Consider the following 24,935-nt stretch of genomic DNA (forward strand, 5'->3'; position numbering starts at 1 on the left):
TTAAATCTCACTAATCCAAGCAATTTGATCGGTGCACTCGATCGGGCACAATTGTGCTATTTGCGCTCGCCAATATCGTATTTGATACGACTGCACCGCTTATCGGGACCAAAACACAGAGTTGCTTGGAGTTCGAGATAGAAGCGTATAACCGGCATTGTTTAGCAGTGCCAGTGACTCCGCTGTGACGGTTTCTATACAGATAGACCATGGCCTGAACGTGGTAAAATCAATGGATGCGAGGATCTTTCCATCCACTCCTTCAGCGTCGATCGACAAGATGTGACAGTCCTGCGATTTAAAATACTTGTCAGCAATTTCAGATATAGGAAGCAATGCAACAGAACGTTTCCCAATGATTTTTTCAGTGGGCATGTTGGCCATTGTATCCCGCGCTGCCTGCTCGTCGAATGTGTTAAAAACAGATGATGTAAACTCAAACAGCGTGGCGTCGCGTCGGTCGTCAAATGCCACACCACCGGCCAACAGCGTGTCGCGTGGGCGCGTCTGAGAAATTAGATGTCCTTCATGTCTATTTGGCTCGACCAGAACGCCGCTCGCCCCGCTTCGATAGAAGAGGTATGTATTGCTAAGGATACGCGGATGAGAGGCGCCGACGTCAAGATATCGAACATCTCGCCTTGGAACGCCTGCCATTTGTAGCCATGCTGCCAGCAGCAGATCTTCGCCAGAAGCTGAGTAAGAAATCAGCGCCCCGGCGCGCGATGCTGCAAGCGCCTGCGCTACGGGCGCTCGAACCGAAACGGGTAGACGTCTATAGGTCGCTAGAATGAGGCTCAGATTGTTGAGTTGCGCTTTACCCATGCTGCGCACCTAATAGCACCATTCCGGCCCCATGGTCGTTCCGATTGCAATGGGCCCTCTATTACGCGATCCTATTTCGCAATCAAATGGTTTTATGTGCCGCAAGCTTTGCGGCGTTACACTAGCCACACTTTTTGGGTGGTAATCGAAGGTTGGCGCTGACCTGTGCCCCAAGTCGCCTCCGGTTTTACGGATAAAAGATACTAACTGTAGGGTGCACTTGCCATTCGGAGCTAGGGGCGACGGTTCGTGGTGAACCTAGAAGGTTTCTTGCCCAAACATCTAATAACGCCGGCCATTGTGCCACCGCGCTTTTACGCACGATTGGCCACGATAGCAAGGCGTCATCTACTTCTGCGCACGTTGGATCGTGGAATTCTACATGCGCTCAATGGTCGTGCCCATTGCCACACCTGCCAACAGAAGGGTCGCGCATCACCGCCGGGACAGCGGCATCCAGTTTATCCAGCAAAATCACTGCCGGGAAGGCAGAAGTCGCATTTTGGGACGGTTTTGGGACAAAACAGCGTACCAAGAGAGGCGAAATCGTCTTCCGTTATATAATAACATCTGTTATATTTCATGATGTTGAAAAACATAACCAAGTGGTAAAATAACGTCTTTTGCGCTCCGAAGGCAGAGGCCGAACGTTTGAACCGCGTCAGGGTGCGCTAAGAAAATCAATATCTTGCTGGCAATCTCCTTTGGCCAACCTTTCGAAAAGCAGCACGCTTCCCTGCAAACGAAGCTTGCGGTCAGGAAACACGACTGCTGAAAGGGAATTTCTGATTGAGATCAAAGACGGAGAGACAAATGCACAACAAACAAAAAACGCGCCCCGGAGGACGCGCCTTATTTGGTGCTGTCGAAGCTTGTTAACAGCCAGACCGCTTTTTCTGAACTGCTAGGCAGCTAAGGCGAGTATTGTGCTGTTTCTGCAAAAGATCAAGTTCGGAAGTCACCTGAGCCCCTGGATCTCCTCCGGATTTTGGTAGAGTCCGCCGACAGAGGGTCGACGCGGGGCGTGACGTCTCTTCAATGAAGAGCAGACCATCGCGATATTGAAAGGGCAGGAGGCCGGGCTTGGGACAGCGGGCCTGTGTCGCAAGCAAAGCATCAGCAATGCGACCTTTTGCAAGAGGAAGGCCAAATACGGCGGTTCGGAGGTGTCGGACGCAAGGCGGCCGAAGACGCTTGAGGGCGAGAACATGCGGCGCAAGAAGCTCCTGGAAGAGGCTATGCTGGACAATGCCATCCTCAAGGATGTCGCAGCAAAAAATGGCAACGCCTGACGCAAAGCGGGACGCGGTGGTCTTTTTCCCCACCATCCTCCTGCATCATCCGCACCGCTCGGGTTCCGACCTCAGCTGAAAACATGTTCGCCAACTGGCCTGCGTGCTCCACGCTACTCTGGAGTTAGCGCCCCGACAGGCCCAGCGCGGTTGAATACGGAGCCGTGGTCTGGCCTGCGAGGGGGAGTTAGCGAAAGTACCTAGTCCAGTATAGAGTTCCTACGGAATTTACGGGCGTTTGGCGTGAAAGCAGAATGAAGATCTTCACGATATGTGGAGTGGCTCCGTGAGCGGGAGCACTGCCTAGGACTTCATCCAGTGAAAGGTGAGTTCCTAATTGCCGCTGGACTGCAACTTCGAACTGCTGGGCGGTAGCGGCAAGATCAATTTGCCATTGATCTTGCCGGCAGTGTCTCGCAAACTACTTTGGGGGGCGCGAAATGCAGAAATCTTTCGCTTTTGATATCGGCACCAATTCTATTGGTTGGTGCGTTCTCGAACTCGACACGCTCAACGATCCCACCCGCATCATCGACGCGGGCGTCCGCATCTTCTCCGACGGCCGCGAGCCCAAATCCGGCACCTCGCTTGCCGAGGGGCGCCGCCTCGCCCGCAGCATGTCGCGCGGCAATGATCGCTACAAGCGCCGCCGCAAGGCGGTCATTCGTACTCTGGTCGAATTCGGCTTGATACCCGCCGACAAGGCGGGTCAAAAAGCTCTCGTTGCCGAAACCAATGACAAGCGCGCCGACCAGGTCGCCACCGACGTTTATGCCCTGCGCGCCCGGGCACTGGACGAAAAGTTACCCCTTCGCCATATCGGCCGAGTCCTCTTTCACCTGAACCAGCGCCGCGGTTTCAAATCCAACCGCAAGACCGACAAACGCGACAACGACCAGGGCAAGATCGCGTCAGGCATCGCTGCGCTGGAAACCAAATTGGCTGGCCAGTCCCTAGGCCAGTATCTCCACCAGCAGCGTCTGGACGGCAAATGGGTTCGCGTTCGTCCCTCCCGGGTGCCCGGAAAGGACGGTCGCGACGAAGATGGCTACGGCTTCTACCCCGAGCGCCGAATGCTGCAGGACGAATTCAACGCCATCTGGACCGCGCAGGCTGCGCATTATCCCGACATACTCACCGAGGAGCGCCGCGCCCACCTCGAAACCATCATTTTTTACCAGCGCCCCCTCAAAGCGCCAAAAATCGGCAAGTGCAGCTTCAACCCGCATGAAGAGCGCCTGCCTCGCGCCCATCCGCTGTTTCAGGAGTTCCGACTCTATAAGGAGGTCAACGAACTCGCCCTCGTCGATCGCTTCCAGCGATCGCAGAAACTGACGCTTGAGCAGCGCGATGGCCTTGTCACCCAATTGAAGGCACAGCGCGAGGCGAATTTCTCGGCTCTGCGCAAGACCGCCCGCGCGCCCACAGGCACCCGTTTCAACAAGGAAACCGAAAGCCGCATCAAAATGAAGGGTGACGAGGTCGCAGCCGAACTCTCGTCCAAGACCCGCTTCGGCCAGTCCTGGTTCTCGATGCCGCTCGAAGAGCGCTGGGCCATTATCAACACCCTGCGCACGATCGAGGACCCCCTAGAACTGACCGCCTGGCTCGAACAGAACTATGCGATGCCACCTGAGCGCATAGACGCCATTCTGGGCGCCCGCCTCCCCGAAGGATATGGGCGCCTCGGTGAGACAGCCCTGACCGAGATGCTTGCTTACCTAAAGCACGAGGTCATTCCCGAAGCAGAAGCGGCCGAACGCGCCGGCTACGACCATGCGCTACTCGCCCGCGGCGAAGGTTTCGATTCCCTGCCCAAATATCAAGAGGTGATCGCCCGCCGCATCCCGCCCGGCTCCGAGGCGCCGGACGATCCATACGATGTGCGCAAGGGCCGCATCACCAATCCCACCGTCCATATCGGTCTTAATCAGCTGCGCCGCGTGCTAAACGCCCTGATCCGCCGCTATGGAAAGCCACATCAGATCGCCATAGAGCTGGCCCGCGACTTGAAACTCAACGAGGAGCAGAAGCGCGAAAAGAACATCGAGATCGCCCGCAACACTCGCGCGGCCGAGCAGCGTTCTGCCAAACTGGTGGAATTGGGCGTGCCCGACACCGGATACAATCGCGTGCTGCTCAAGCTCTGGGAAGACCTCGACCAGCGTGCACCTGAAAATCGTGTCTGCACCTATTGCGGCAGGCCCATCAATATCGAGACCCTGTTTTCCAGTAAAGTCGATATCGATCATATCCTGCCCTGGTCGAAATCCCTTGACGACAGCCAGGCCAATCGCATCGTCTGCCACGTCGCCTGCAACCGCCAGAAGGGCAACCACGCTCCCGCCGACGTGCCGCAATGGCAGGCCCGCTACGACGACATTCTCGAACGCGCCAATCGTCTGCCGCTCAACAAGCGTTGGCGCTTCGGACGAGAGGCGATGAAAAAATTTGCCGATGAGGAAACCTTCCTCGCCCGGCAATTGACCGACACTCAGTATCTTTCGCGCCTCGCCCACGAATATATGGCGGCGCTCTATCCCGACGAAGAGCCCGACGCCAGAGGCGAGTTGGCGCGGAGAAATCATGTCCGCGTCATCACCGGACGCATGACCGAAATGCTCCGCCGCCAGTGGGGTCTCAATTCTATCCTCGCCGACCACAACCAGAAGAACCGCAACGACCATCGCCACCACGCCATCGACGCTGCCGTCGTCGGCGTGACCACCCGCTCGCGGCTCCAACGTATTGCCACTGTTGCTGGCAGCCGCGAAGCCCTGGCGCTTGAGGAGACCATTGGCAAGATCGAGCCGCCCTGGTCGGGCTTCCGCGACGACCTCAAGACTGCCATCGATCGGATCGTCGTCAGCCACAAACCCGACCATGGCACCCTGCCGCGCCCAGGAAACATGGGTCAGACCGCCGGGCAATTGCACAATGACACCGCCTACGGCTTGACAGGGCAAACCGACGCCCGCGGCACGCCCGTCGTCGTGCGTCGCAAGCCTTTTATGTCATTGACCGAAAAGGACATTCCAGCCATTCGGGATATGCGGTTGGCAAGCGCCCTCCAGGGCGCCATTGCCGGTCTTTCCGGCAAGGATTTGGCCACCGCGCTTGATCGCTTCCGGGACCGCGACGACTACAAGGGCATCCGGCATGTCCGCGTCACCGAAGTGCTCAATGTCATCCCTGTCCGGGACTCAGAGGGCCGCGCCTATAAGGCCTATAAGGGCGATGCCAATTATCGCTACGACGTATGGGAATTGCCGAACGGCAAATGGGTCGAGGAAATCCTCTCCATGTTCGACGCCCACCAGCCTGGCTGGCGATCGAAAGTCCATGCCGAAAACCCAGCCGCCCGCCGCGTTCTAAGCCTGCACCAAAACGACATGGTTGCCTATGAGCATCCGCAGGATGGCCTGGTCATCGGTCGCGTGGTCAAATTCACCGCTGGCAAGGTGAGCTTTGCCGGCAATGGCCACGGCGGCGCCCTCAAGGCCCGCGACGCCGACCCAAATGACAGCTTCAAATACTTTGCCAAATCCGCCGGCGCCATGAAGGCAGCGAAAATTCGCCAGGTCCGCGTGGACGAAATCGGTCAGCTTTTCGATCCGGGTCCACAAGATCGGGAGAGTCGGGCGGAAAGAAGGGGAGGCTCTACCCACTAATGTCTTCGATACAAAGCCGCCAGGCACACCGACCTCATGAGCGGTAGAGAAGAAGGCCTGTAATAGCCCAAAAGGTTTTGCTGTCAGCGCCGCAATTAACACTAACCCAAGTCTTCCTTGGCAACAAATCCGCGGCTCAACTACGCTTGGCTCCATGGAACGCGTGGTCGACATCACAACCGACAATCTTTCTCTCGCGGTGCATCGTGGCTTCTTGACCGTGACTTTCGGGGCGGAAGAACGCGGCCGCATTCCGCTCGATGACATCTCCGCCCTCATCGTCCACGCGCATGGCACGCTCTGGTCCACCAGCGTCTTCACCCGCCTGAGCGATCGCGGCATTCCCGTCGTCATATGCGGCACCAATCACGCGCCCGCTGCCATGGTCTGGCCACTCGAAGGTCACCACCTGCAAGGCGCCCGCATGCGGGCCCAGCTCGCCGCCTCCCGCCCGCTCGCCAAGCAACTCTGGTCGCAGATCATCAAGTCCAAGATCCGCATGCAGGGCAACATTCTTGCCCGCAACGGCCAGGAGGCCGGCGCCTTCGACCTCCTCGCGCGAAAAGTCCGCTCCGGCGACCCCGACAATATCGAAGCCCAGGCCGCCCGCCGCTATTGGAAGCTGCTCTTCGGGCCGAACTTCAACCGCGATCAAGACGCCCCCGGCATAAACAGCCTTCTCAACTACGGCTACACCGTCCTGCGCGCCACCCTGTCCCGCGCGATCTGTGCCGCCGGCCTCCATCCTACCATCGGCGTCTTCCACGCCAATCGCGCCAATGCCTTCGCTCTCGCCGATGACCTGATGGAGCCTTATCGCCCTCTCGTGGACCAGATGGTCCTCGACCTTGTCCGCGGCGGCGAAACCGAGATCACCTCCGAGACCAAAACTATGCTCGCCGCCATCACCACGCTCGACCTGCCGGGCCCTGTCGGCCTCTCGCCCCTCTCGGTTCAGACCCAGCGTTTCGTCCACTCCCTGGCCCGGAGCTTTGAAACCGGCATCGCCGCGCTCGAGCTTCCAAACCCGCCGCCAACTCCCGCGAACGCGGTCCTCGATGCTAACAGTCTGCTAACGAACTCCCCAAATGCGTGACCTCAAAGCTACTTCAGGCAATACTCACCTCAGCGGATATCAGCTCATGTGGATGCTTGTTACTTTCGATCTTCCGGTAGAAACCAAGCCGCAGCGCCATGCCGCCACCAAGTTTCGCATGGCCCTGCTTGATCTTGGGTTTGAAATGAGCCAGTTTTCCAACTATCTTCGCTTCTGTAACGGCAAAGAACAGTTTGAATCCTATGTCCGAAAGATCGGGTCGCAATTACCCGAATTTGGTGAGGTATACGTATTTCAATTCACTGATCGCCAGTACGAAAACATTGTTCGTTTCTCCGACCAAGGTCGCCGCTCTCCAACGAAAAATCCGACTCAACTGGCCCTGTTTTAACTCAGCCCCATGCATTTCCAGACACCGACACCGCCGAATTTCCCTTTATTATTAGGAAGTTCGGACGGTATCGAGCCTAGCAGTTCAGAAAAAGCGGTCCAGCGGCAACGCAGGGGATGCGCGAGCACCGGGAGGCCGAGCCTAGCAGTTCAGAAAAAGCGGTCCAGCGGCAACCCAGTCCTTGCTTGGCGAAGAGGGAGACCAAGCCTAGCAGTTCAGAAAAAGCGGTCCAGCGGCAACGCCGCCAGCCAGGGGGCCGTTAGGCGCGGGAGCCTAGCAGTTCAGAAAAAGCGGTCCAGCGGCAACGGCGTCGGTGATCTTCTGCCAGGGTAGCGAAGCCTAGCAGTTCAGAAAAAGCGGTCCAGCGGCAACGAGCCTATGACCATGGCAACCGCTATATGAGCCTAGCAGTTCAGAAAAAGCGGTCCAGCGGCAACGCGGCTTTCAAGCGGTGCTCGGACCCTCACAGCCTAGCAGTTCAGAAAAAGCGGTCCAGCGGCAACGAAACTCTTGCGCCGTCACGGCTATCCCGTAGCCTAGCAGTTCAGAAAAAGCGGTCCAGCGGCAACGTTCTGGTTCTCGGCTTGTGATTGCTGCGCAGCCTAGCAGTTCAGAAAAAGCGGTCCAGCGGCAACGAGACGGGTATTGGTCGCCATGAAAAACGGAGCCTAGCAGTTCAGAAAAAGCGGTCCAGCGGCAACATGTTCGCCAATGAGGTTCTGCGCAGTGATAGCCTAGCAGTTCAGAAAAAGCGGTCCAGCGGCAACTGTTCGCCAATGAGGTTCTGCGCAGTGATAGCCTAGCAGTTCAGAAAAAGCGGTCCAGCGGCAACGGTCGGGGCGTGTGACCACTAACGGCCCCGAGCCTAGCAGTTCAGAAAAAGCGGTCCAGCGGCAACGGCTGGCTGTTCTACCCTACGCAGCAGGTGAGCCTAGCAGTTCAGAAAAAGCGGTCCAGCGGCAACGGAGGCTCTGCTATTGCTCAGGCGCTTCTTAGCCTAGCAGTTCAGAAAAAGCGGTCCAGCGGCAACCGACCATTACATAGCGGCGTGGGCCGAAATAGCCTAGCAGTTCAGAAAAAGCGGTCCAGCGGCAACGATCAGGCCCTGAAACAGCCGATCCTGCTGAGCCTAGCAGTTCAGAAAAAGCGGTCCAGCGGCAACCGGCGTTACCCGGCACAATAAGGCGAAGGGAGCCTAGCAGTTCAGAAAAAGCGGTCCAGCGGCAACATGCCGCGCAAGGGCGACAAGGTGCGAGCAGCCTAGCAGTTCAGAAAAAGCGGTCCAGCGGCAACGCAGATCATCATCGAATGCGAGACTTGCCAAGCCTAGCAGTTCAGAAAAAGCGGTCCAGCGGCAACTCCTATACCACCCCATCGGGAGTACCGAGGAGCCTAGCAGTTCAGAAAAAGCGGTCCAGCGGCAACCAGTTCCAGGGCCGCTCCAAATAATGATGCAGCCTAGCAGTTCAGAAAAAGCGGTCCAGCGGCAACTACCTTAGCCCATGGGAAAGCGCAGGAAGTAGCCTAGCAGTTCAGAAAAAGCGGTCCAGCGGCAACCATCGTCAAGGCAGATATGCCGGGCGTGAAGCCTAGCAGTTCAGAAAAAGCGGTCCAGCGGCAACAGTCGAGGCGACGGCCAGCCGGACCGCCCTAGCCTAGCAGTTCAGAAAAAGCGGTCCAGCGGCAACATTTGAATGCTACGGTCGAACGTTACACCAAGCCTAGCAGTTCAGAAAAAGCGGTCCAGCGGCAACATCTCAGTGAGGCCCACAAGTACGGCTACAAGCCTAGCAGTTCAGAAAAAGCGGTCCAGCGGCAACCAAATTCTCGGTAGTCGTTTGTGTCAAGCGAGCCTAGCAGTTCAGAAAAAGCGGTCCAGCGGCAACTGGCCGATCTGCTGATGCAGACGGATATGTAGCCTAGCAGTTCAGAAAAAGCGGTCCAGCGGCAACTCATCGTCGGCTGGTTCGCTCGCCGCGCCCAGCCTAGCAGTTCAGAAAAAGCGGTCCAGCGGCAACATCCACCGGGCGGTGTTGAAACAGACTGCTAGCCTAGCAGTTCAGAAAAAGCGGTCCAGCGGCAACAGCGCCCGCCGCACATCGGCGTAGAGATCTAGCCTAGCAGTTCAGAAAAAGCGGTCCAGCGGCAACTGACGAGTACGAGGCCAACATCAACAGCCGAGCCTAGCAGTTCAGAAAAAGCGGTCCAGCGGCAACACCTCTGCCCCGCCAGCAGCCAGACCACTTAGCCTAGCGGTTCAGAAAAAGCGGTCCAGCGGCATAAGAACGCGGGCATTTCCACCGGAGGAAACACCCGCACCCATTGCAACGCTCAAATCTCCGAATTGCCCCAGCCGGCGACGCCCTTGGTTTCCAGAAAGTCCTCCAGGCCGTATTCCGCATATTCGCGGCCATTGCCCGACTGTTTGTAGCCACCGAAAGGCAATCCGGTGTCCCAGTCCGGATAGTTCATGAACACGTTGCCGGTTCGCATGCGCCTGGCAAACCGCCGACCTTCTTCGAGGTCACGGGTCTGCACGTAGCTGGCCAGGCCATAGGGGGTATCATTGGCGATGTGGACGGCGTCATCGGTGGTATCATAGGGCAGGATAACCAATACCGGTCCGAAGATTTCTTCACGGGCAACCCGCATGTTGGACGTCACGCCGCCGAAGATGGTTGGCTTGACGAAATAACCATCCGTCAGTCCGTCCGGCCGTCCTGTGCCGCCCGCCACCAACTCGGCTCCTTCATCGATCCCGCTCTGGATCAGGTCTTGGATCTTGTTAAACTGAGCTTCACTCACCACAGGTCCGAGCACCACACCCTGCTGGTCGGCCGGCCCGACGACAAAATGCGTCGCCGCCCGGCGAGCAATGGCAATGGCTTCGTCGTGTCGCTCGCGCGGCACAAGCATCCGGGTCGGGGCGTTGCACGACTGCCCAGAATTGCCAAAACAGCCTTCCACCCCCTTGCTGACTGCAGTTTCCAGGTCGCAGTCTGGGAGCAGAATATTGGCTGACTTGCCGCCCAGCTCCTGGGCGACGCGCTTGACGGTTTCGGCAGCCGCCTTGGCGACGGCGATGCCGGCGCGCGTCGAGCCGGTAAAGGACATCATGTCGATATCGGGGTGGCTGGACATGGCCGCCCCAACGCTTGGACCATCGCCATTGATGAGGTTGAATACGCCCTGGGGTACACCCGCTTCATCGAGGATTTCAGCAAAGATCAGGCCGCTGAGCGGCGCCAGTTCGCTGGGCTTGAGGATCACGGTGCAGCCGGCAGCCAGCGCCGGACCGACCTTGCATACGATCTGGTTCATCGGCCAGTTCCAGGGGGTGATTAAACCGGCCACACCGATCGGCTCCTTCAGCACCATCGAGGTGCCTTTCAGATGCTCGAAGCGGTAGGCGCGCAGCACCCGAATCAATTCCTCAAAATGGCCTTCTCCGCATCCGACCTGGCTGTCGCGCGCAAAGGGTTGCGGGGCACCCATCTCCATGGAGATGGCGTGAGCCAGATCGTCCGCCCGCTTGCGATAAACGTCTAGAACGCGTTCCAAAAGCGCCAGACGTTCGGCGCGCTCGGAAAACCCGAATTCGACAAAGGCACGCCGCGCGGCAGCGACCGCAAGGTTGACGTCGGCGCTCGACCCCATGGCGATGGTGGTGAACGCCTGGCCCGTCGAAGGATTGATCACGTCCCTGGTTGCCGGGACGACCGGGTCGACCCATTGGCCATCGATATAAAACTGATGTGTGTTCACCGTTTTTTCCTCTTTCTGGGTCAGGCGACCGAGCGAAACCGCCCCACGCCGCAAGGCGGCAGGACGGTCCCGCCGAGGATGGCTGTTCGTCCCGCGACGATCTCGGAGATGTCGACAGGATCGGGGCCATGGTTGAAGACGTAGCGATCCCGGCCATTGTCGCGCACGCGGATGTCGCGGTGCAGCTTGGTGGCGGTTATGCCGGCCTGTGCCAGCAGATGCGCAACGACACGGTCCGCATAGGCGGCGTTCGGTTGGCCGGATACGTAGTGGATGCCGCCTCTGGCGCAGAAGGCAATCTGCCCGTCCTCGGTCCGGTCCAGGATTTCGACGTCTTCGTTTGCCACGACGACTTCGCGCCAGATTTCAAACAGGCTTCGCTCATGACCAATGACGGGCAGGGTCGCATTTGGGGGCAAGGTCTCGACCCGGGTTACCCGGATTGGCAGACTGGCCTGAGCGGCCGGCCCCGGCGGTAAGGTATGGGGGATCGAGAATGCAGGCGTGCGCGACCCGGTACGTGGACCAAGCAGCGCCACCTGGCCATTCTGGCCGAGTGCGGACATGAGCGTCGCATCAACGCTCATCAGGCCCGGCATCAACACAAGGTCATATCCGGTCACGCCTTCGGGCGTTGGCGGTACGACGTCGATGGTGATACCATGCCGCCGAAGGGCGCGGTAAAAACCAAGCACCAGTTTGCGGTAGTTGAACTCGCGGCCTTGCGGCTGGATCTGCCAGGCCCAATCGCTCTGATAGTCAAAGACGAGTGCCACGCGGGCGGGCGATGCTCCAACCTCGGTCTGGCCGTCGATTTCCTTGGCCACCTGGCTGGCCACGTCCAGTCCTTCATTCGGCGTGCCATCGGGCAGCAACAGCGCCTCGTGCATCTGTTCCTGCGCGAAGGGGGCCTGACGCCAGCGGAAGTAGCTAACCACTTCGGCACCTGCCGCAAATGCCTCCCAGGTCCATAGCCGGACTGCACCCGGCGCTGGTGCCGGATTGTGCGGGGCCCAGTTGACCGGTCCCGGCTGCTGCTCCATCACCCACCAGCGGCCGCGTCCGCAGCCCCGATAGAGATCGTGGAAGAATGCCTGGAAGTCCGGATCGCCGACGCGCAGATAGCGTAGCTTATGCTCCTCGCTGCAATCGTCAAGATCGAGAAAGCCCAGGGGATAGCTGTCCCAGGTCGCGATATCGAGATCCTGCGACAGGCGCCAGTGATCGAACAGGGTCGGCTTGCCCATGAAATTGTGCAGCACGTCACGGCCCGGCGAGAGGGCGCGCAAAACCTCAACCTGTACGGCGTTGAACGCCACCACCTGATCGGAGCTGTAGCGCTGGAAATCCAGCTTGTGGATTGGCATTGCCTCGGCGACGGTCAGATTGGGCAGCCCCACCGCGTCGAAGGATGCATATTCCATCGACCAGAATACGGTGCCCCAAGCTGCGTTGAGCGCGTCGATGTCGCCATATTTTTGCGCCAGCCAAATCCTGAACCCGGTCAGGGCGGCTGGCGAATAGCTGAGGCCGGTATTGTGGTTGGCATATTCGTTGTCGGTCTGCCAGGCAACGACCGCAGGATGCTGGCCGAAGCGCTCGGCCAGCGCGGTGACGATGCGGCGGCATTCCTCCCGATAGCCGAGATGGCTGAAGCAATAGTGCCGGCGGGAGCCGAAGCCACGTACCCGCCCTTCGGCATCCACCGGCAGCAAATCTGGCATCTGGTCTACGAGCCATTTGGGCGGTGTCGTGGTCGGTGTGCCGATGATCACCTGCAGACCTTCGGATGCCAGAACCTCGATGGCGCGCTCCAGCCAGTCGAACGTATAGTGGCCCGGCTCTGGTTCCAGGCGCGACCAGGCGAATTCGCCTACGCGCACAAGGGTGATGCCCGCTTCGCGCATCATGCGCGCATCGATTGCCCAACGCTCTTCGGGCCAGTGTTCTGGATAGTAGCAGACGCCAAGTTTCATGAGGGTCGTTCCGGGTGACGCAGGGCAACGCCCTTGGCATCAAAGAAATGAGATTGAGCGGGGGACAGATAGACAGTCACGGCGTCGCCAGTCCGGCACTTTACTGTTCCGGCGGCCTTGACCACCACATTTTCGCCGTCCGCAAGGGTGACATGCAGCATGGTTTCGGAGCCGAGCCGTTCGACCAGTCGCGTCACCCCGGGCAGTGCGATGTCGCCAGCGTCGAGGTTGACATGTTCAGGGCGTACCCCGAGCGTGAGCGTGCCATTGCCGACGGCTGGAAGGAAATCGGCATCAAGCTGCACTTTGTGGTCGCCGGCCAGGGTCAGGACGGGAACGCCGTTTTCGTGTCCGAGGGCGACCGGTATGAGGTTCATGCTGGGCGAGCCGATGAAGCTGGCCACGAACACATTGGCCGGCTCATGATAAAGCTCCAGTGGGCCACCGACCTGTTCGATCTTGCCGGCACGCAGCACAACAATCTTGTCAGCCATGGTCAGAGCTTCAACCTGATCGTGGGTCACATAGATCATGGTCGCCCCGAGATCCTTGTGCAGATTGGATATTTCCACCCGCATCTGTACACGCAGCGAAGCGTCCAGATTGGACAAGGGTTCGTCGAACAGGAACACATCAGGGTCGCGCACAATAGCGCGCCCGATGGCCACGCGCTGCCGTTGGCCGCCGGACAATTGTGCCGGCCGGCGCTCCAACAGCGGCTCGAGTTGGAGCAATTTGGCTGCCTTGGCCACGTGCTCGGCGATCACCGCCTTGGAATGCCCGGTCATCTTGAGACCGAAGCCGATATTTTCGGCTACACTCATATGCGGATAGAGCGCGTAGGACTGAAACACCATCGAGATACGGCGCTGGGCCGGCTCGAGCGCCGTGACATCGCGCCCACCGATCGACACGCTGCCGCCCGAGGCTGTCTCGAGGCCAGCGATCATCCGCAGCAAAGTGGATTTTCCGCAGCCGGAGGGCCCGGCAAAGACGCAGAATTCGCCATCGGCAATGGTCAGGTCAACGCCCTGGATAATCTCGTGCGCTCCAAACGATTTGCGCAATCCGACAAGATTGACTTCGGCCAATTTGATTACCCCTTGGTCGCACCGAGCGTCAGCCCGGCAACAAAATGCTTCTGCATCAGGATGAACATGATCGCTGGTGGAATGGCGGCGACGATCGAGCCGGCAGCGACTAATTGCCAAGCGGCGACCCATTGCCCCTTGAGAGCATGCAGGCCCGCCGTTACCGGCATGACATCATTGCTCTGGACCAGCACGGTCGCCCAGAAATAATCATTCCAGACAAAGGTGAAGACCAGGACTGACAGGGCAGCGATAGCGGGCCGCACCAACGGCACGACGATGAACACGAAGATCCGCCACTCGCTGACCCCTTCCACGCGGGCACTTTCGATCAACGCGGTGGGCAGCGCCTTGATGAAATTGCGCATGAACAGCGTGCAGAAACCGGTCTGGAAGGCGATATGAAACACCACCAATCCGGCGATGCTGTCATAAAGGCCGGTTTGCAGTGTCAATTGCCGCACCGGCACCATCAGGATCTGGAACGGTACGAAATTACCGGCAACGAACATGACGAACAGCAGGATATTCAGCCGGAAATTGTAAACGGCCAGCGCAAATCCGGCGAGGGTCGAGAGCACCAGAGCGCCTGCCACTGTCGGCAGTGTGATCACCAGCGAGTTGAGCATGTAGCGGGCGAGCGGCGTGCCGGTGAATACCGCCAGGTAGTTGTCGAAGGCGAAAGTGGAAGGCACACCGAAATAATTGCCTGCCGCCAGATCGCTGGCCGGCCGTATCGAGGTCATGGCCACGCCGAGCAGGGGTAGAAGCCAGATGAGCAGAACCACCGGAACCGACAGAGTGTAGATCAGACGCGCGGTCGGCGACATTTCACTAATGGATTTGGGAAACATTAGCTGGCGCGCTCCTGCATCAGCATGCGGTAGATGATGACGGAAATGAACACCATCATGATGGCAAACAGGATGACGGCGATGGCCGCGCCATAGCCCATTCGATAGCCATATTCCGACAGGGCCTCCTCATACATGAAGAAGGACAGCACGCGCGTCGAGCCATAGGGGCCACCATTGGTCATGATCGACACCATGTCGAAGGACCGGAGCGAGCCGATGATGGTCACAACTAGCGCCATGAACGTAGCCGGCCGGAGCTGCGGCAGAATAATGTACCAGAGCATTTTGAGGCCCTTGGCATTGTCGATGCGCGCTGCCTCGACCTGTTCCGAATTGATATTGTTGAGCCCGCTGAGAAACAGGATCATGCAATAGGCCGTCTGTGGCCACAGCCCGGCAAAAATGATGCCCAGTGTGGCAAGACGCTCATCCGCCAGAATGGCGACTTCGCTTCCAGTGAGAGCCTTCAGTACAGCCGCGATCGGGCCGAATCCGGGTGCGTAGAACCAGGCGAAGATCAACCCGACGACGACCTGCGAAATGACGAAAGGCAGGAAGAAGAGCGACTTGTAGATCCGCATGCCGACAATGGTCTGGTTCAGAAATATTGCCAGCGTCAGCCCCGCAGGGAGGGCCAGCAGATACAGAACCAGCCAGAGAATGTTGTTTTGCAGCGAGACGTAGAATTTCTCATCGCCAAACAGCTCGACATAGTTCTCCAGTCCGATCCATACCGGGGCGCTGAAACCGTCCCAGTCGTAAAAACCGATCAGCAGCGACTGACCGATTGGGATAACAATATAGAGCGCAAACATCAGGATTGCTGGCAGCAGGAATGCCCAGGGCGTCAGAGCCCGGCGCCATTGCGCCCAGGACGCCGGCATAGTGTATGGATCAGACATGATGCGCCTTCAAAACAAACCGGGTTCCCGAGAAGGGAACCCGGTCGTAGTGCTTACTGGTAGACCTTCTGGCGGACGCGCTCGAGGCGCTCCAGCAGGCGATCGATGTCATCGGGCTTGACCATGAATTCCTGGAACGCTTCCATGCCGGCCTTGGCCATTTCGGCGGGAGCATCGCGGTCATAGAACTGCGCCAGGCCATCGGCACCGGACAGCATCTCGAAACCAGCTTGCAGGAACGGGTCGTCAGCCGTCTTGGACTGATTGTTGACCGGCAATTGCTCCAGGATTTCATTCATCATGGTCTGTGTTTCCGGCGCGGCGAGATAGGCCAGGAAGCGCAGCGCATCGGGCTTGTTCTTGGCGCCAGAGGCGATGTGGTAGGTATTGGTTGGCGCGTCTTCGGCGCGCGGCACGCCGGCTACGATCTCGGGGAACTGGAAGAAGCCGAGATTTTCGTTGGTCAGGCCAGCTTCCTTGAGCGGGGCGACCAGGAAATTGCCCATCAAATACATGGCGGCCTTGCCCTGCACCATCTGCGGATAGGCGTCCTGCCAATCCAGGGCCGCGTGGTTGCCGAGGAAGCCGCCCATCTTGGCCAACTCGGCCCATTTCTCGAATACGGCGCGAACGCGCGGATCGGTATAGGGCACCTTGCCGGCGGTGAGGTCCGTGTGGAACTCGTAGCCATTGATGCGCAGGTTGAGATTGTCGAACCAGCCGGCTGCGGGCCAGAGCGCCTTGGTGCCAATGGCGAAAGGCGTGATGTCGGCTGCCTTGAGCGTCTGGCTGGCGGTCATCAACTCGTCCCAGGTCGTGGGGACAGCGATGCCGTGCTGTTCAAACAGGTCTTTGCGGTAGTAAATGCCCCACTGATAATAGGTGTAGGGCACGCCCCACTTCTTGCCATCCATGGTCATGGCAGAAGCCGCGGAACGCAGTGTCTCGTTCAGCCCCTCTTCTTCCCAGAGCGCGGTAACATCCTCGAACAGGCCCGCTTCTACAAACGGGGCCATGCGATTCCCGGCCATCCATGCCACCACATCGGGCGGATTGGCGGTCAGGAAATTGCGGATGGCGCCTTTGTAGGCCTCGCTGTCAAAATTGTTGAGCGTGACATTTACGTCAGGGTTTGCCGCTGAGAAGCCCGCCACGAGCGCCTCAAGCGCCGCCTTGGGCGCGACGCCCGATTGGTCGGAATTGATGACCAGATCGCCCGCCGCCACGGTGGAGACGGACATCAACATTGCCGTCGCCAGACCTACCAGTTTTCTATGTGTGAACATTCGTTCCTCCCCTTGGACGGAAAGGGCAATGCGCACACTGCCTACCGCCGATGTGTTGACGGTAGGCGCAAAAACTGGAAGCTTCTTCCCGATAATCTGAATTCATTTCCTGGAATCTAAGACCATGGCCGCCAAGATTACCTATCAGGAGGACTGCTTCTACGCCACGGGCAGCCCCAGCATCCCGATGACGCCGGTGATCGACAATCACGGGTTTTGCGCCGCGCCGACATTGGTAGTGCGTCCTATGGGGGGTGCGCACATGCATAGCCAGGTCGAGTTGAACCTTTTGTTGTCCGGATCGATGGAACTCTGGTTCGACAACGAGCGTCTCGTCATCGAGGCCGGCGAGTTGATCCTGTTCTGGGGCATGCTGCCACACCAGGTCACAGCCTGCTCCGACGATGCACAGTTCGTGGTGATCCACGCGCCAATGGCGTTGTTTCTCAATCTGTCACGCTCCAGCGCCCTGCGGGCGGCATTGTTTGCCGGTGAACTGGTCAGAGCAAACAGGCTTCTTGGCTACGAAGTGGGCCAATTTTTGCAGTGGCGGGAAGACATCCTGAGCCCAGGCGGAACGACGCAGAAAACTATCGAAGAAGAGGTCTCTGCAAGGATTCGTCGCATCGAGAATGATGGTTGGACGCGCCTCAGCGCAGCGGAAGCGCGCAGCGACGTGCCAAAATTGGGAGGGCACGAGCGGCTCCAGGCAGTTGAAAGCATGACACGCTTCATTTTCGAGAACGGACATACTGAGATTAGCGCAGACGATGTTGCCAAGTCCGTCGGTTACCACCCCAATTATGCGATGGCAGTGTTCAAGCGCAGCGTGGGCGTCAGCATCAAAAAGGCCATTTTGCGCCATCGGCTCGACACAGCCCGCGCCTTGCTGCTGAACACGGATCGAGCCATTTCCGACGTCGCTTTCAACTCCGGCTTCGGCTCGCTGTCGAGCTTCTACGCCTCCTTTGCCAAGCGCTTCAATATCAGCCCGGTAGCATTCCGCTCGCAGGTACGCGGAGCGGTGGCTACTTGAGCTGATATTCGCCACATGGCCGTTTTGTCCCGAGCAGTGAATAGCGAGAATTCGGACGTTCCCATGAAGTCCGGAGACAAACTCCAGAGTTGCGCCGCGTCGCCGCTTCTACCTCACAAGACCATGTCTGCCGTCGCGGTGCGCCCAGTGCGCGACGACCGCGGACGGGGCGCCTGGTAGATGCTCACAAAGCCATTGAGGATTGTGGGACATTTGCACCATCACTGGTCTACTCGAGTTCCGTATCGTTATCGAGAACATCGGAACAAGAAATATTGCCCTGAATGGTCATTGTAGATTTATGGACGGGATGATTGCGGTGCTACAACCGATTGTAGCGGAATTAAGTCTATATTAAATATTATTAAAATTTGAACATCAGAAATTTCATTGAGAATTGTATTTATGATGGTGGCAACGTGCCTTATCATATTATGGGTATGATTTTTAATTTACTTAAAGCATAACGAAGTTGCTGCGACTGGAGTTTCTGCAATCTCGAGTTGCCTCTGATTTGTTGCGGTCATCTTGAAACTTGCGGGTACCAAGAATGCTGTTCCTGCTTCACTAGGCTACGATCGGTCGAATTGATGCCGTCCCGCACCAACTCGGCAGGATAGGCGGCATTGCTGATGGTCAAGCGAACGGTAGGGATAGGCAATCCATCAGCTTCAACAATTTATTTCATGGGGGCAAGTTTTGGGGAGTAAACCGGCATCGTTCGCTCCACCTGCTTGCTGCAACAGCCATGATGTCAAAATTAGCGAAATCATAACCGAACCGGTGGCGCATCCAGTCGATTTGAGCTAATCTTAGCGCCGGGTTGTTGTATTTCAGCGACTGGTTGGCTTGATATGCGGAATTCAGTGCGAGTCGCATTTGTTGACGATCATCCAGTGCTCCTGAAAGGGATGTCTGCAGTTTTTTCCTGCGAGCCGGGGCTTGAGATTGTTGCTGAAGGGGGGTCGGCGGATGCTGCCCTTGAGATTGTCGAGCAACAACTTCCCGATGTGCTCATCACCGATCTTTCCATGCCGGGCAATGTGTTCGGTGCGATTGCCGAGATTTCGCGAAACTGGCCGTCGACACGAGTGATTGTATTTACCGCCTTTTCGAGCCTGGACTCCGTGTTGAAGGCGCTCGATGCGGGCGCCACGGGCTTCGTGCTGAAAGGGGGGCGCGTGGAAGAGGTTGTCGAGGCCGTCGAGGCTGTGATGCGCAGCGAGCTTTACATTACCCAGCAATATGCAGGGCAGGTGCTGGGCGGGTTACGCAGCCGCGAGGCGCGAGCTCATTTGAGCAAGGCAATCAGACTCAGCATGCGGGAAAAGCAGATTGTCGCCCATCTGATGCAGGCGCGTACAAATCGCGAAATTGCATCGGAATTACTGATCAGCGAGAAGACGGTCAAATATTATATGAGTGGCCTGATGACAAAGCTGAATGCTCGCAATCGCCTCGAAGTGGTTTTTGCTGCGCAGAAAAATGGTTGTCTCGATAGCTGATAGCCGGCCATTTCCGGAATAGAACGCTGGCCGCAATCTGTACAAGGTCAGGCCGCGTCGGGCAGGATTTCGATGGGCAGGCGCGCCGTGATGCTGGTGCCCCGTCCGAGCACGGAATCGATCCTGATCGTGCCATTCAGAAATTCCACACGGCTACGCATGCCTGACAGCCCTAGATGAAGGCGGTCGGTCTGGCCCTCATCACTGGTCGGCATGCCTGGCCCCTGATCCACGATTTTGACCACGATATGGTCGTCCTCCGCCGTCACCTGCACCTGTTTGTTGCTACCAGGTGCATATTTGGTGGCATTGGTCAGCCCCTCCTGGATCACTCGATACACACAGATCCTGAGAGCTTCGTCGACGCCTGCCGGCAGGGCCGTGCCGCCGTAGCTAACCTTTTCGCCCGTAAGGTCTTCGTGCCGATAGATGGCGAGGCTGACCACATCTTCAAAACGCAGCCCATCGATTTCGGGTAGGCTAAGGCCAGTGGAAATATTGCGCAGTTCGGCCAAGGCATCCTGAGTGGTGCGGACGGCGTACTCGATGTGCTCAAGCGGTCGCGCTTCGCGACGCTCGCTGGTTTCGGCGGCGCGCGTTGCAGCAGTCAGTCGCAAAGTTGCAAGCGTAAGCAACTGAATCGGGCCATCATGGATATCCGATCCGATACGAGCGAGGAATTGTTCGTTGGCTTCGCTGGCCTTGAGGCGACTCTGTTCGGCCAGCATGCGCAACTCGGCGTTCTGCTCGGCCAGGCGTTTGGCCTGAACATAGCGATGTCGCAATTCAGCGCGCTGTTGGGCGATGGTGGACGCCCCTCTTCGTACAATCATGTAGAGCATGCTGATCATCAACAATGTGGTGGCGGCAACTACCAGCCAGGTCGTGATCTGACTCTGAAACAGCTCAGCGGCCAGTGCATCGGCATTTTCATAGATTTCTCCAACCGCCAGAATGTCCTCAGTGCCGACGCGATAGAGCGGTGCATAGACTTCGATCAGATGTACCGGCAACGTCTGTTCATAGGCGCTTTCTGAGCTGACCAGATCTTCGTACTCAGCAATGATTTTCCCTTTTGCCGCCTTGCCTACATCTGTCGATTCAAAGCGCTGGCCAACGAGGGTCTTCGATGTAGCGTAAAGGACGAGGCCGTCGTCGCGCCAGATCTTAATGGACACAATGGTGGTGCCGAGCGGGGTGCCGATGAACAGCGCGTCCAGTGCCGCTTTGCTGGCCGCGCTGAGCGAGCCGTCCGCCTCGAAATCCTGCACCAGCGGTTCAATGACGCCATGCATGAACTCGCTGGCCTGAGCGCCAGAGGTGACCAGAACCGAATGCTTGATCTGCTGGTTCATCCAGGTTCCGAGCACGGCCATGGACACACAGAGGACGAATGCCGCCACGATGAGAAACTGGGTCGAGATCGGCATTTGCGATCGCAACACCCTGTACCAAAGTCTGGGAACCCATGGGGCCAAGGTTAGGTATCCATCCTATACAGCAGTTGGATCAGAAAACCTGACATTGATCAGTATCGCGCCTTTTGTCTCAAGAGCAATACTTGCCATCAACAATCCACGGAAGATCAAGTCTGGTCGTGGGCGGCAGGCATTCCTGCCGGCAGCCGACAGGAGGGATGAATGGCACTCAAACTCAATCAGCATGACCTGGAATTCATTCTCAAGCAGATCAAGATTGCCGAGGCGCATGTCGCCGGTACGCCGCTGGATCAACTCATCGCCCAGCCGCATCTGCCTTACGGGCTGCGTACAGTCGATGGCAGCTACAACAACCTGATTCCCGGCCGTGAGACCTGGGGGGCTTCTGACCAGTTGCTGCCGCGCATGCTCGACCCCAGCTATCGTCTGGAAACTGACAATGAGAGTATCGATACCAATGGTCCGGCGTCAGGTGGCGTTGTCGACAACAACGATTACGGCGTGGGCGGCAGCGTCGCCGACAGCGATCCGCGCCTGATTACCAACCTGATTGCCGATCAGACGCTGAAAAACCCCGCGGCCATTATCGCAGCCCTGCAATTTGCCGAATATCAAGGCAATCTGCTCGAGGCGGTCAGCGCTATCCGCACGGCTTATGTGACCTATACCGATGCTGCTGGCGCGGCCGCAAGCGCCGCCGCTGCGGCGGTTCCGGGATCGCTGGCTGACCCGGCAGTGGCGGCGGCCAAGCTGGCAGCGGCGCAGGCGGCTTTGGCCGATCCGGCAGTGATCGCGCTCAAGGATGGGCTCTACACCTCGCTGGCGACCGATTATGGCCTCATAATGGATGGTAACAGTGTCGTCCTGCCCAATGTTGCGCCAGATGAGGGCCTGTCCGCTCCCTTCAATGCCTGGATGACCTTTTTCGGTCAATTTTTTGACCATGGCCTCGATCTTATTCACAAGGGCGACAATGGCACGATTTTTGTGCCGTTGGCGGCGGACGATCCGCTGCGTACCCACGGGCCGGATGGCATCGCCGGCAGCGGCGACGAGGTGCCCTCTTCGCAGGCCTTCATGGTGCTGACTCGCCTCGATCCGACGATGACGCCGGGCGCCGATGGCGTATTGGGCACATCGGACGACGTCCCCGAGGCGCGGAACAAGACCACGCCCTTTGTCGACCAGAACCAGACTTACACCTCTCATCCTTCTCATCAGGTCTTTCTGCGCGAATATGCGATGATCGACGACCCTGTGCAGGGCCATGCCGTGCCGCTGGCGACCGGGCGCTTGCTCGATGGCGCCGAAGGCGGATTGGCGACCTGGGCTGATGTCAAACAGCAGGCCGCCGACAAGCTGGGCATCGTGCTCAGCGACATCGACGTTCTGGGCGTGCCTTTGCTGCGCACCGACGCTTATGGAGAGTTCATCCGCGGCGCAGATGGCTTTCCGCAAGTGGTGGTCAATATCGGCCCCGATCTGATCCCCAATACCGATGATGATATCAGCGTCAGTGCCGCGCCGGGCGCGCCCGTCGTGCTGGCGATGCTGAATGGCGGGTTGGGGCCGGTCCGCACCTCTCACCAGTTCCTTGATGATATTGCGCACAATGCAGCGCCGGTTTTCGATCCAGACGCGCCGTCCAGCCTCGCACCCGACCCTGATACCGGCACCGATGCCTTCGGCAATCCCATTCCATTTGACCCCAATACCGGGGCAAACATGGAATATGACAACGAGCTACTGGACCGCCATTTCATCACCGGCGACGGGCGCGGTAATGAAAATATCGGCCTGACTGCCGTGCATCATGTCTTCCACTCCGAACATAACCGGCAGGTGGAGGATGTAAAAAAGCAATTGCTCGAATTTGCCGCCGCCGGCAAAGCGTCTGATCTGGCCTTTCTAAATGAATGGCTTGCGGTTGATCTCGACCCGACATCCCATGCCGGGCTTCTGACGGAGATTGCGGGGCTCGCCGCGCCCGGCCTTAGTGCAGCGCAGCAGCATATTCTGGCAAGCGAGATTGCGGGGCAGTTGCAATGGGATGGCGAGCGCCTGTTCCAGGCAGCGCGGTTTTCAACCGAGATGCAGTATCAACATCTGGTGTTCGAGGAATTCGGGCGCAAGGTTCAGCCCAATATTGACCTGTTCGTCTTCAACACAATCACCGACGTCAACCCGGCCATTTTTGCTGAATTTGCTCACACGATCTATCGCTTCGGGCACTCAATGCTGACCGACCAGCTCAAGCTTTTCCCGCTCAGCGCTGCAGGCGAGTTGGTGGATGCGGCCGGGAATGTGGTGGCAGCGCTAGGTTGGGAGGGGATCGACGTCAATCTGATCGACGCCTTCCTCAATCCAATTCTGTTCGACAATAATGGTAGCGTCAGCGCCGAGCAGGCCGCGGGCGCTATCGTGCGGGGCCTTACTGGCATTCGCGGCAACGCAATAGATGAATTCGTGGTCGAGGCGCTGCGAAACAATCTCTTGGGCCTGCCGCTCGATCTGGCGGCCATCAATATCATGCGGGGCCGTGACGCCGGAATACCGACGCTGAACGAAGCGCGTGAGCAGCTCTACGCAGCGTCGAATTCGAGCTGGCTCAAGCCCTATGACAGTTGGGCCGACTTGGGAGCCAATCTCAAGACGCCGGCATCGATCATCAACTTTCTGGCGGCCTATGGAACCCATGCTGCGCTGACCGCAGCAGAAACGCTGGCGGAGAAGCGCGACGTTGCCATGAACCTGCTCGGCTTCGCGCCGGCCGGCGAGTCGGCCCTGGGGCTGGTCAATGCCGGTTTTGAGGCCAATGTGATGACCGCCGGCAACCCTGGTGTCATCACCGATGCCCTGGGTAATTATCTGCTGGGCTCGCCCGCAGGCTGGAGCTTGACCGGCACCGGCGGTGTCTATGCGCCCGCTGGAGGTATTGTCGATCCGGCAGGGCAGACAGGTAGCAATGTCGCATGGCTGGGCCAGAATGCGCTGCTGACCCAGGATACCGGCGTAGTGCTGGCGGCCGGGGCCACCTATCGGCTCTCGCTTGATATCGCTGATCGTACCGATCTGGCCTGGCCCGGAGGTGAGGCACGACTGGTTACCGCCGATGGCACTGTCGTAGCGGCAATTGTGCTAGCGGCTCCCGCCGCAAATGGCGGCTGGTCCACCATCGTACTGGAAACCGACCCGATTGCCACCAGTCTGGCCGGGCAGACCTTGTCAATCCAGATTGCTCAGTCAGGTACGGCGGACGGGCAGATTTTGATCGACGACGTGCAATTGAGCATAGTTCAGCCAGCTGCCGAGATTGCTGATCGGCTCGACTTTCTTAATGGGACTGGCATCTATGCCGCCATCGAAACGGGGATCAATCTAATCGATCTGTGGATTGGTGGGCTTGCTGAACGGGTCATGCCCTTTGGCGGCATGCTGGGGTCAACCTTCAATGCGGTGTTCGAACTGCAACTGGAAAACCTGCAGGAAGGCGACCGCTTCTACTACCTGTCGCGTACGCAAGGGCTAAACCTGCTCAATGAACTGGAGAACAACGCCTTCTCCAAGCTCATCATGGCCAATACGGATCTGGTCCAGCCAGGCCCTGATGGAGTCAGCGGCACCGAGGACGATATAATCAACTATCATATCGGAGTGGATTCTTTTGCCCGCTACGACGGGGTGCTGGAGGTCGACCTCTCCCGGCAGATGGCAGCCTGTTCCCCGTCAGCGCCCATGGCACAGATTGAGGGTTGAGCTTTAAGGAGTGTTTTGGTCTCGTCGTCTGACGAAGGAACCAAGATGACTGCTAAATCCCCGAGCACCAAAAAGCCTGCCGAGCA

The 24,935-nt window shown here is 58.3% G+C and carries 13 protein-coding genes, 2 pseudogenes and 1 CRISPR repeat array; of the genes and pseudogenes, 7 read left to right on the forward strand and 8 right to left on the reverse strand.

All coding sequences use genetic code 11. The features are described 5' to 3' along the window. Window positions 1-99 precede the first annotated feature (99 nt). Window positions 100-825 (reverse strand): FkbM family methyltransferase, encoded by a 726-nt coding sequence (locus H0482_RS15795; RefSeq protein WP_193731012.1) that lies wholly within the window; start codon window positions 823-825, stop codon window positions 100-102. A 1,052-nt stretch (window positions 826-1,877) separates the two neighbouring features. On the opposite strand from H0482_RS15795, the pseudogene H0482_RS15800 reads away from it, so the two are divergent. The 4 genes and pseudogenes from H0482_RS15800 to cas2 form a co-directional block, all read left to right on the forward strand. After that, window positions 1,878-2,136: pseudogene (locus H0482_RS15800) on the forward strand (transposase); the annotation flags it as partial. 421 nt (window positions 2,137-2,557) lie between these two features. Next, window positions 2,558-5,788 carry a type II CRISPR RNA-guided endonuclease Cas9 gene (gene cas9 / locus H0482_RS15805; protein ID WP_193731014.1) on the forward strand — a complete coding sequence of 1,077 codons (3,231 nt, stop codon included), beginning with the start codon at window positions 2,558-2,560 and terminating at the stop codon, window positions 5,786-5,788. A gap of 154 nt (window positions 5,789-5,942) precedes the next feature. Beyond that, complete coding sequence (gene cas1 / locus H0482_RS15810; protein ID WP_193731015.1) at window positions 5,943-6,884, forward strand: type II CRISPR-associated endonuclease Cas1; 942 nt, start codon at window positions 5,943-5,945, stop codon at window positions 6,882-6,884. Continuing rightward, window positions 6,877-7,236 carry a CRISPR-associated endonuclease Cas2 gene (gene cas2, locus H0482_RS15815; RefSeq protein ID WP_230989690.1) on the forward strand — a complete coding sequence of 120 codons (360 nt, stop codon included), beginning with the start codon at window positions 6,877-6,879 and terminating at the stop codon, window positions 7,234-7,236. Before cas1 ends, cas2 begins: the two co-directional genes overlap by 8 nt. 73 nt (window positions 7,237-7,309) lie before the next feature. Next, window positions 7,310-9,518: a CRISPR direct-repeat array (repeat unit 36 nt; unit sequence AGCCTAGCAGTTCAGAAAAAGCGGTCCAGCGGCAAC). A gap of 49 nt (window positions 9,519-9,567) precedes the next feature. Here the strand turns inward: cas2 and H0482_RS15820 are convergent. Genes H0482_RS15820 through H0482_RS15845 form a run of 6 tightly spaced genes read right to left on the reverse strand, consistent with a single transcriptional unit; the run spans window position 9,568 to window position 17,113 of the window. Continuing rightward, window positions 9,568-11,001, reverse strand: a complete 1,434-nt coding sequence (locus tag H0482_RS15820) for an aldehyde dehydrogenase family protein (RefSeq protein ID WP_193731016.1) — start codon at window positions 10,999-11,001, stop codon at window positions 9,568-9,570. Between the two features lie 20 nt (window positions 11,002-11,021). Beyond that, window positions 11,022-12,977, reverse strand: a complete 1,956-nt coding sequence (locus H0482_RS15825) for a beta-galactosidase (protein ID WP_193731017.1) — start codon at window positions 12,975-12,977, stop codon at window positions 11,022-11,024. Continuing rightward, complete coding sequence (locus H0482_RS15830; protein WP_193731018.1) at window positions 12,974-14,068, reverse strand: ABC transporter ATP-binding protein; 1,095 nt, start codon at window positions 14,066-14,068, stop codon at window positions 12,974-12,976. Before H0482_RS15830 ends, H0482_RS15825 begins: the two co-directional genes overlap by 4 nt. Window positions 14,069-14,073: 5 nt before the next feature. After that, window positions 14,074-14,922 (reverse strand): carbohydrate ABC transporter permease, encoded by an 849-nt coding sequence (locus tag H0482_RS15835; RefSeq protein WP_193731019.1) that lies wholly within the window; start codon window positions 14,920-14,922, stop codon window positions 14,074-14,076. Next, window positions 14,922-15,827: a carbohydrate ABC transporter permease gene (locus H0482_RS15840; protein ID WP_210319211.1), complete on the reverse strand. Its 906-nt coding sequence runs from the start codon at window positions 15,825-15,827 to the stop codon at window positions 14,922-14,924. Before H0482_RS15840 ends, H0482_RS15835 begins: the two co-directional genes overlap by 1 nt. Before the next feature lie 53 nt (window positions 15,828-15,880). After that, window positions 15,881-17,113 (reverse strand): ABC transporter substrate-binding protein, encoded by a 1,233-nt coding sequence (locus H0482_RS15845; RefSeq protein ID WP_193731020.1) that lies wholly within the window; start codon window positions 17,111-17,113, stop codon window positions 15,881-15,883. Window positions 17,114-17,237: 124 nt separating this feature from the next. Here H0482_RS15845 and H0482_RS15850 point away from each other — a divergent pair, with 124 nt between their 5' ends. Both H0482_RS15850 and H0482_RS15855 read left to right on the forward strand, forming a co-directional pair. Beyond that, window positions 17,238-18,149 carry a helix-turn-helix domain-containing protein gene (locus H0482_RS15850; RefSeq protein WP_193731021.1) on the forward strand — a complete coding sequence of 304 codons (912 nt, stop codon included), beginning with the start codon at window positions 17,238-17,240 and terminating at the stop codon, window positions 18,147-18,149. Between the two features lie 854 nt (window positions 18,150-19,003). After that, on the forward strand, window positions 19,004-19,654 hold the full coding sequence (locus tag H0482_RS15855; RefSeq protein WP_269144710.1) for a response regulator transcription factor: 651 nt from the start codon (window positions 19,004-19,006) through the stop codon (window positions 19,652-19,654). A gap of 47 nt (window positions 19,655-19,701) precedes the next feature. On the opposite strand, the gene H0482_RS15860 is transcribed toward H0482_RS15855, so the two are convergent. Further along, complete coding sequence (locus H0482_RS15860; protein ID WP_193731023.1) at window positions 19,702-21,009, reverse strand: sensor histidine kinase; 1,308 nt, start codon at window positions 21,007-21,009, stop codon at window positions 19,702-19,704. Window positions 21,010-21,294: 285 nt separating this feature from the next. Here H0482_RS15860 and H0482_RS15865 point away from each other — a divergent pair. After that, window positions 21,295-24,804, forward strand: a pseudogene (locus H0482_RS15865) (peroxidase family protein); the annotation flags it as partial. Between the last annotated feature and the right edge of the window lie 131 nt (window positions 24,805-24,935).

It is taken from the genome of Devosia faecipullorum, from assembly GCF_015158295.1.
GTDB classification, from domain to species: Bacteria; Pseudomonadota; Alphaproteobacteria; order Rhizobiales; family Devosiaceae; genus Devosia; species Devosia faecipullorum.

Excerpts from the sequence above, each read along its gene's own strand:
- H0482_RS15840 (WP_210319211.1), bottom strand. The coding sequence starts at position 15,827 with ATGTCTGATCCATACACTATGCCGGCGTCCTGGGCGCAATGGCGCCGG.
- H0482_RS15845 (WP_193731020.1), bottom strand. The coding sequence starts at position 17,113 with ATGTTCACACATAGAAAACTGGTAGGTCTGGCGACGGCAATGTTGATG.
- H0482_RS15855 (WP_269144710.1), top strand. The coding sequence starts at position 19,004 with ATGCGGAATTCAGTGCGAGTCGCATTTGTTGACGATCATCCAGTGCTC.
- cas9 (WP_193731014.1), top strand. The coding sequence starts at position 2,558 with ATGCAGAAATCTTTCGCTTTTGATATCGGCACCAATTCTATTGGTTGG.
- H0482_RS15825 (WP_193731017.1), bottom strand. The coding sequence starts at position 12,977 with ATGAAACTTGGCGTCTGCTACTATCCAGAACACTGGCCCGAAGAGCGT.
- H0482_RS15860 (WP_193731023.1), bottom strand. The coding sequence starts at position 21,009 with ATGAACCAGCAGATCAAGCATTCGGTTCTGGTCACCTCTGGCGCTCAG.
- H0482_RS15795 (WP_193731012.1), bottom strand. The coding sequence starts at position 825 with ATGGGTAAAGCGCAACTCAACAATCTGAGCCTCATTCTAGCGACCTAT.
- cas1 (WP_193731015.1), top strand. The coding sequence starts at position 5,943 with ATGGAACGCGTGGTCGACATCACAACCGACAATCTTTCTCTCGCGGTG.
- H0482_RS15850 (WP_193731021.1), top strand. The coding sequence starts at position 17,238 with ATGGCCGCCAAGATTACCTATCAGGAGGACTGCTTCTACGCCACGGGC.
- H0482_RS15835 (WP_193731019.1), bottom strand. The coding sequence starts at position 14,922 with ATGTTTCCCAAATCCATTAGTGAAATGTCGCCGACCGCGCGTCTGATC.
- cas2 (WP_230989690.1), top strand. The coding sequence starts at position 6,877 with ATGCGTGACCTCAAAGCTACTTCAGGCAATACTCACCTCAGCGGATAT.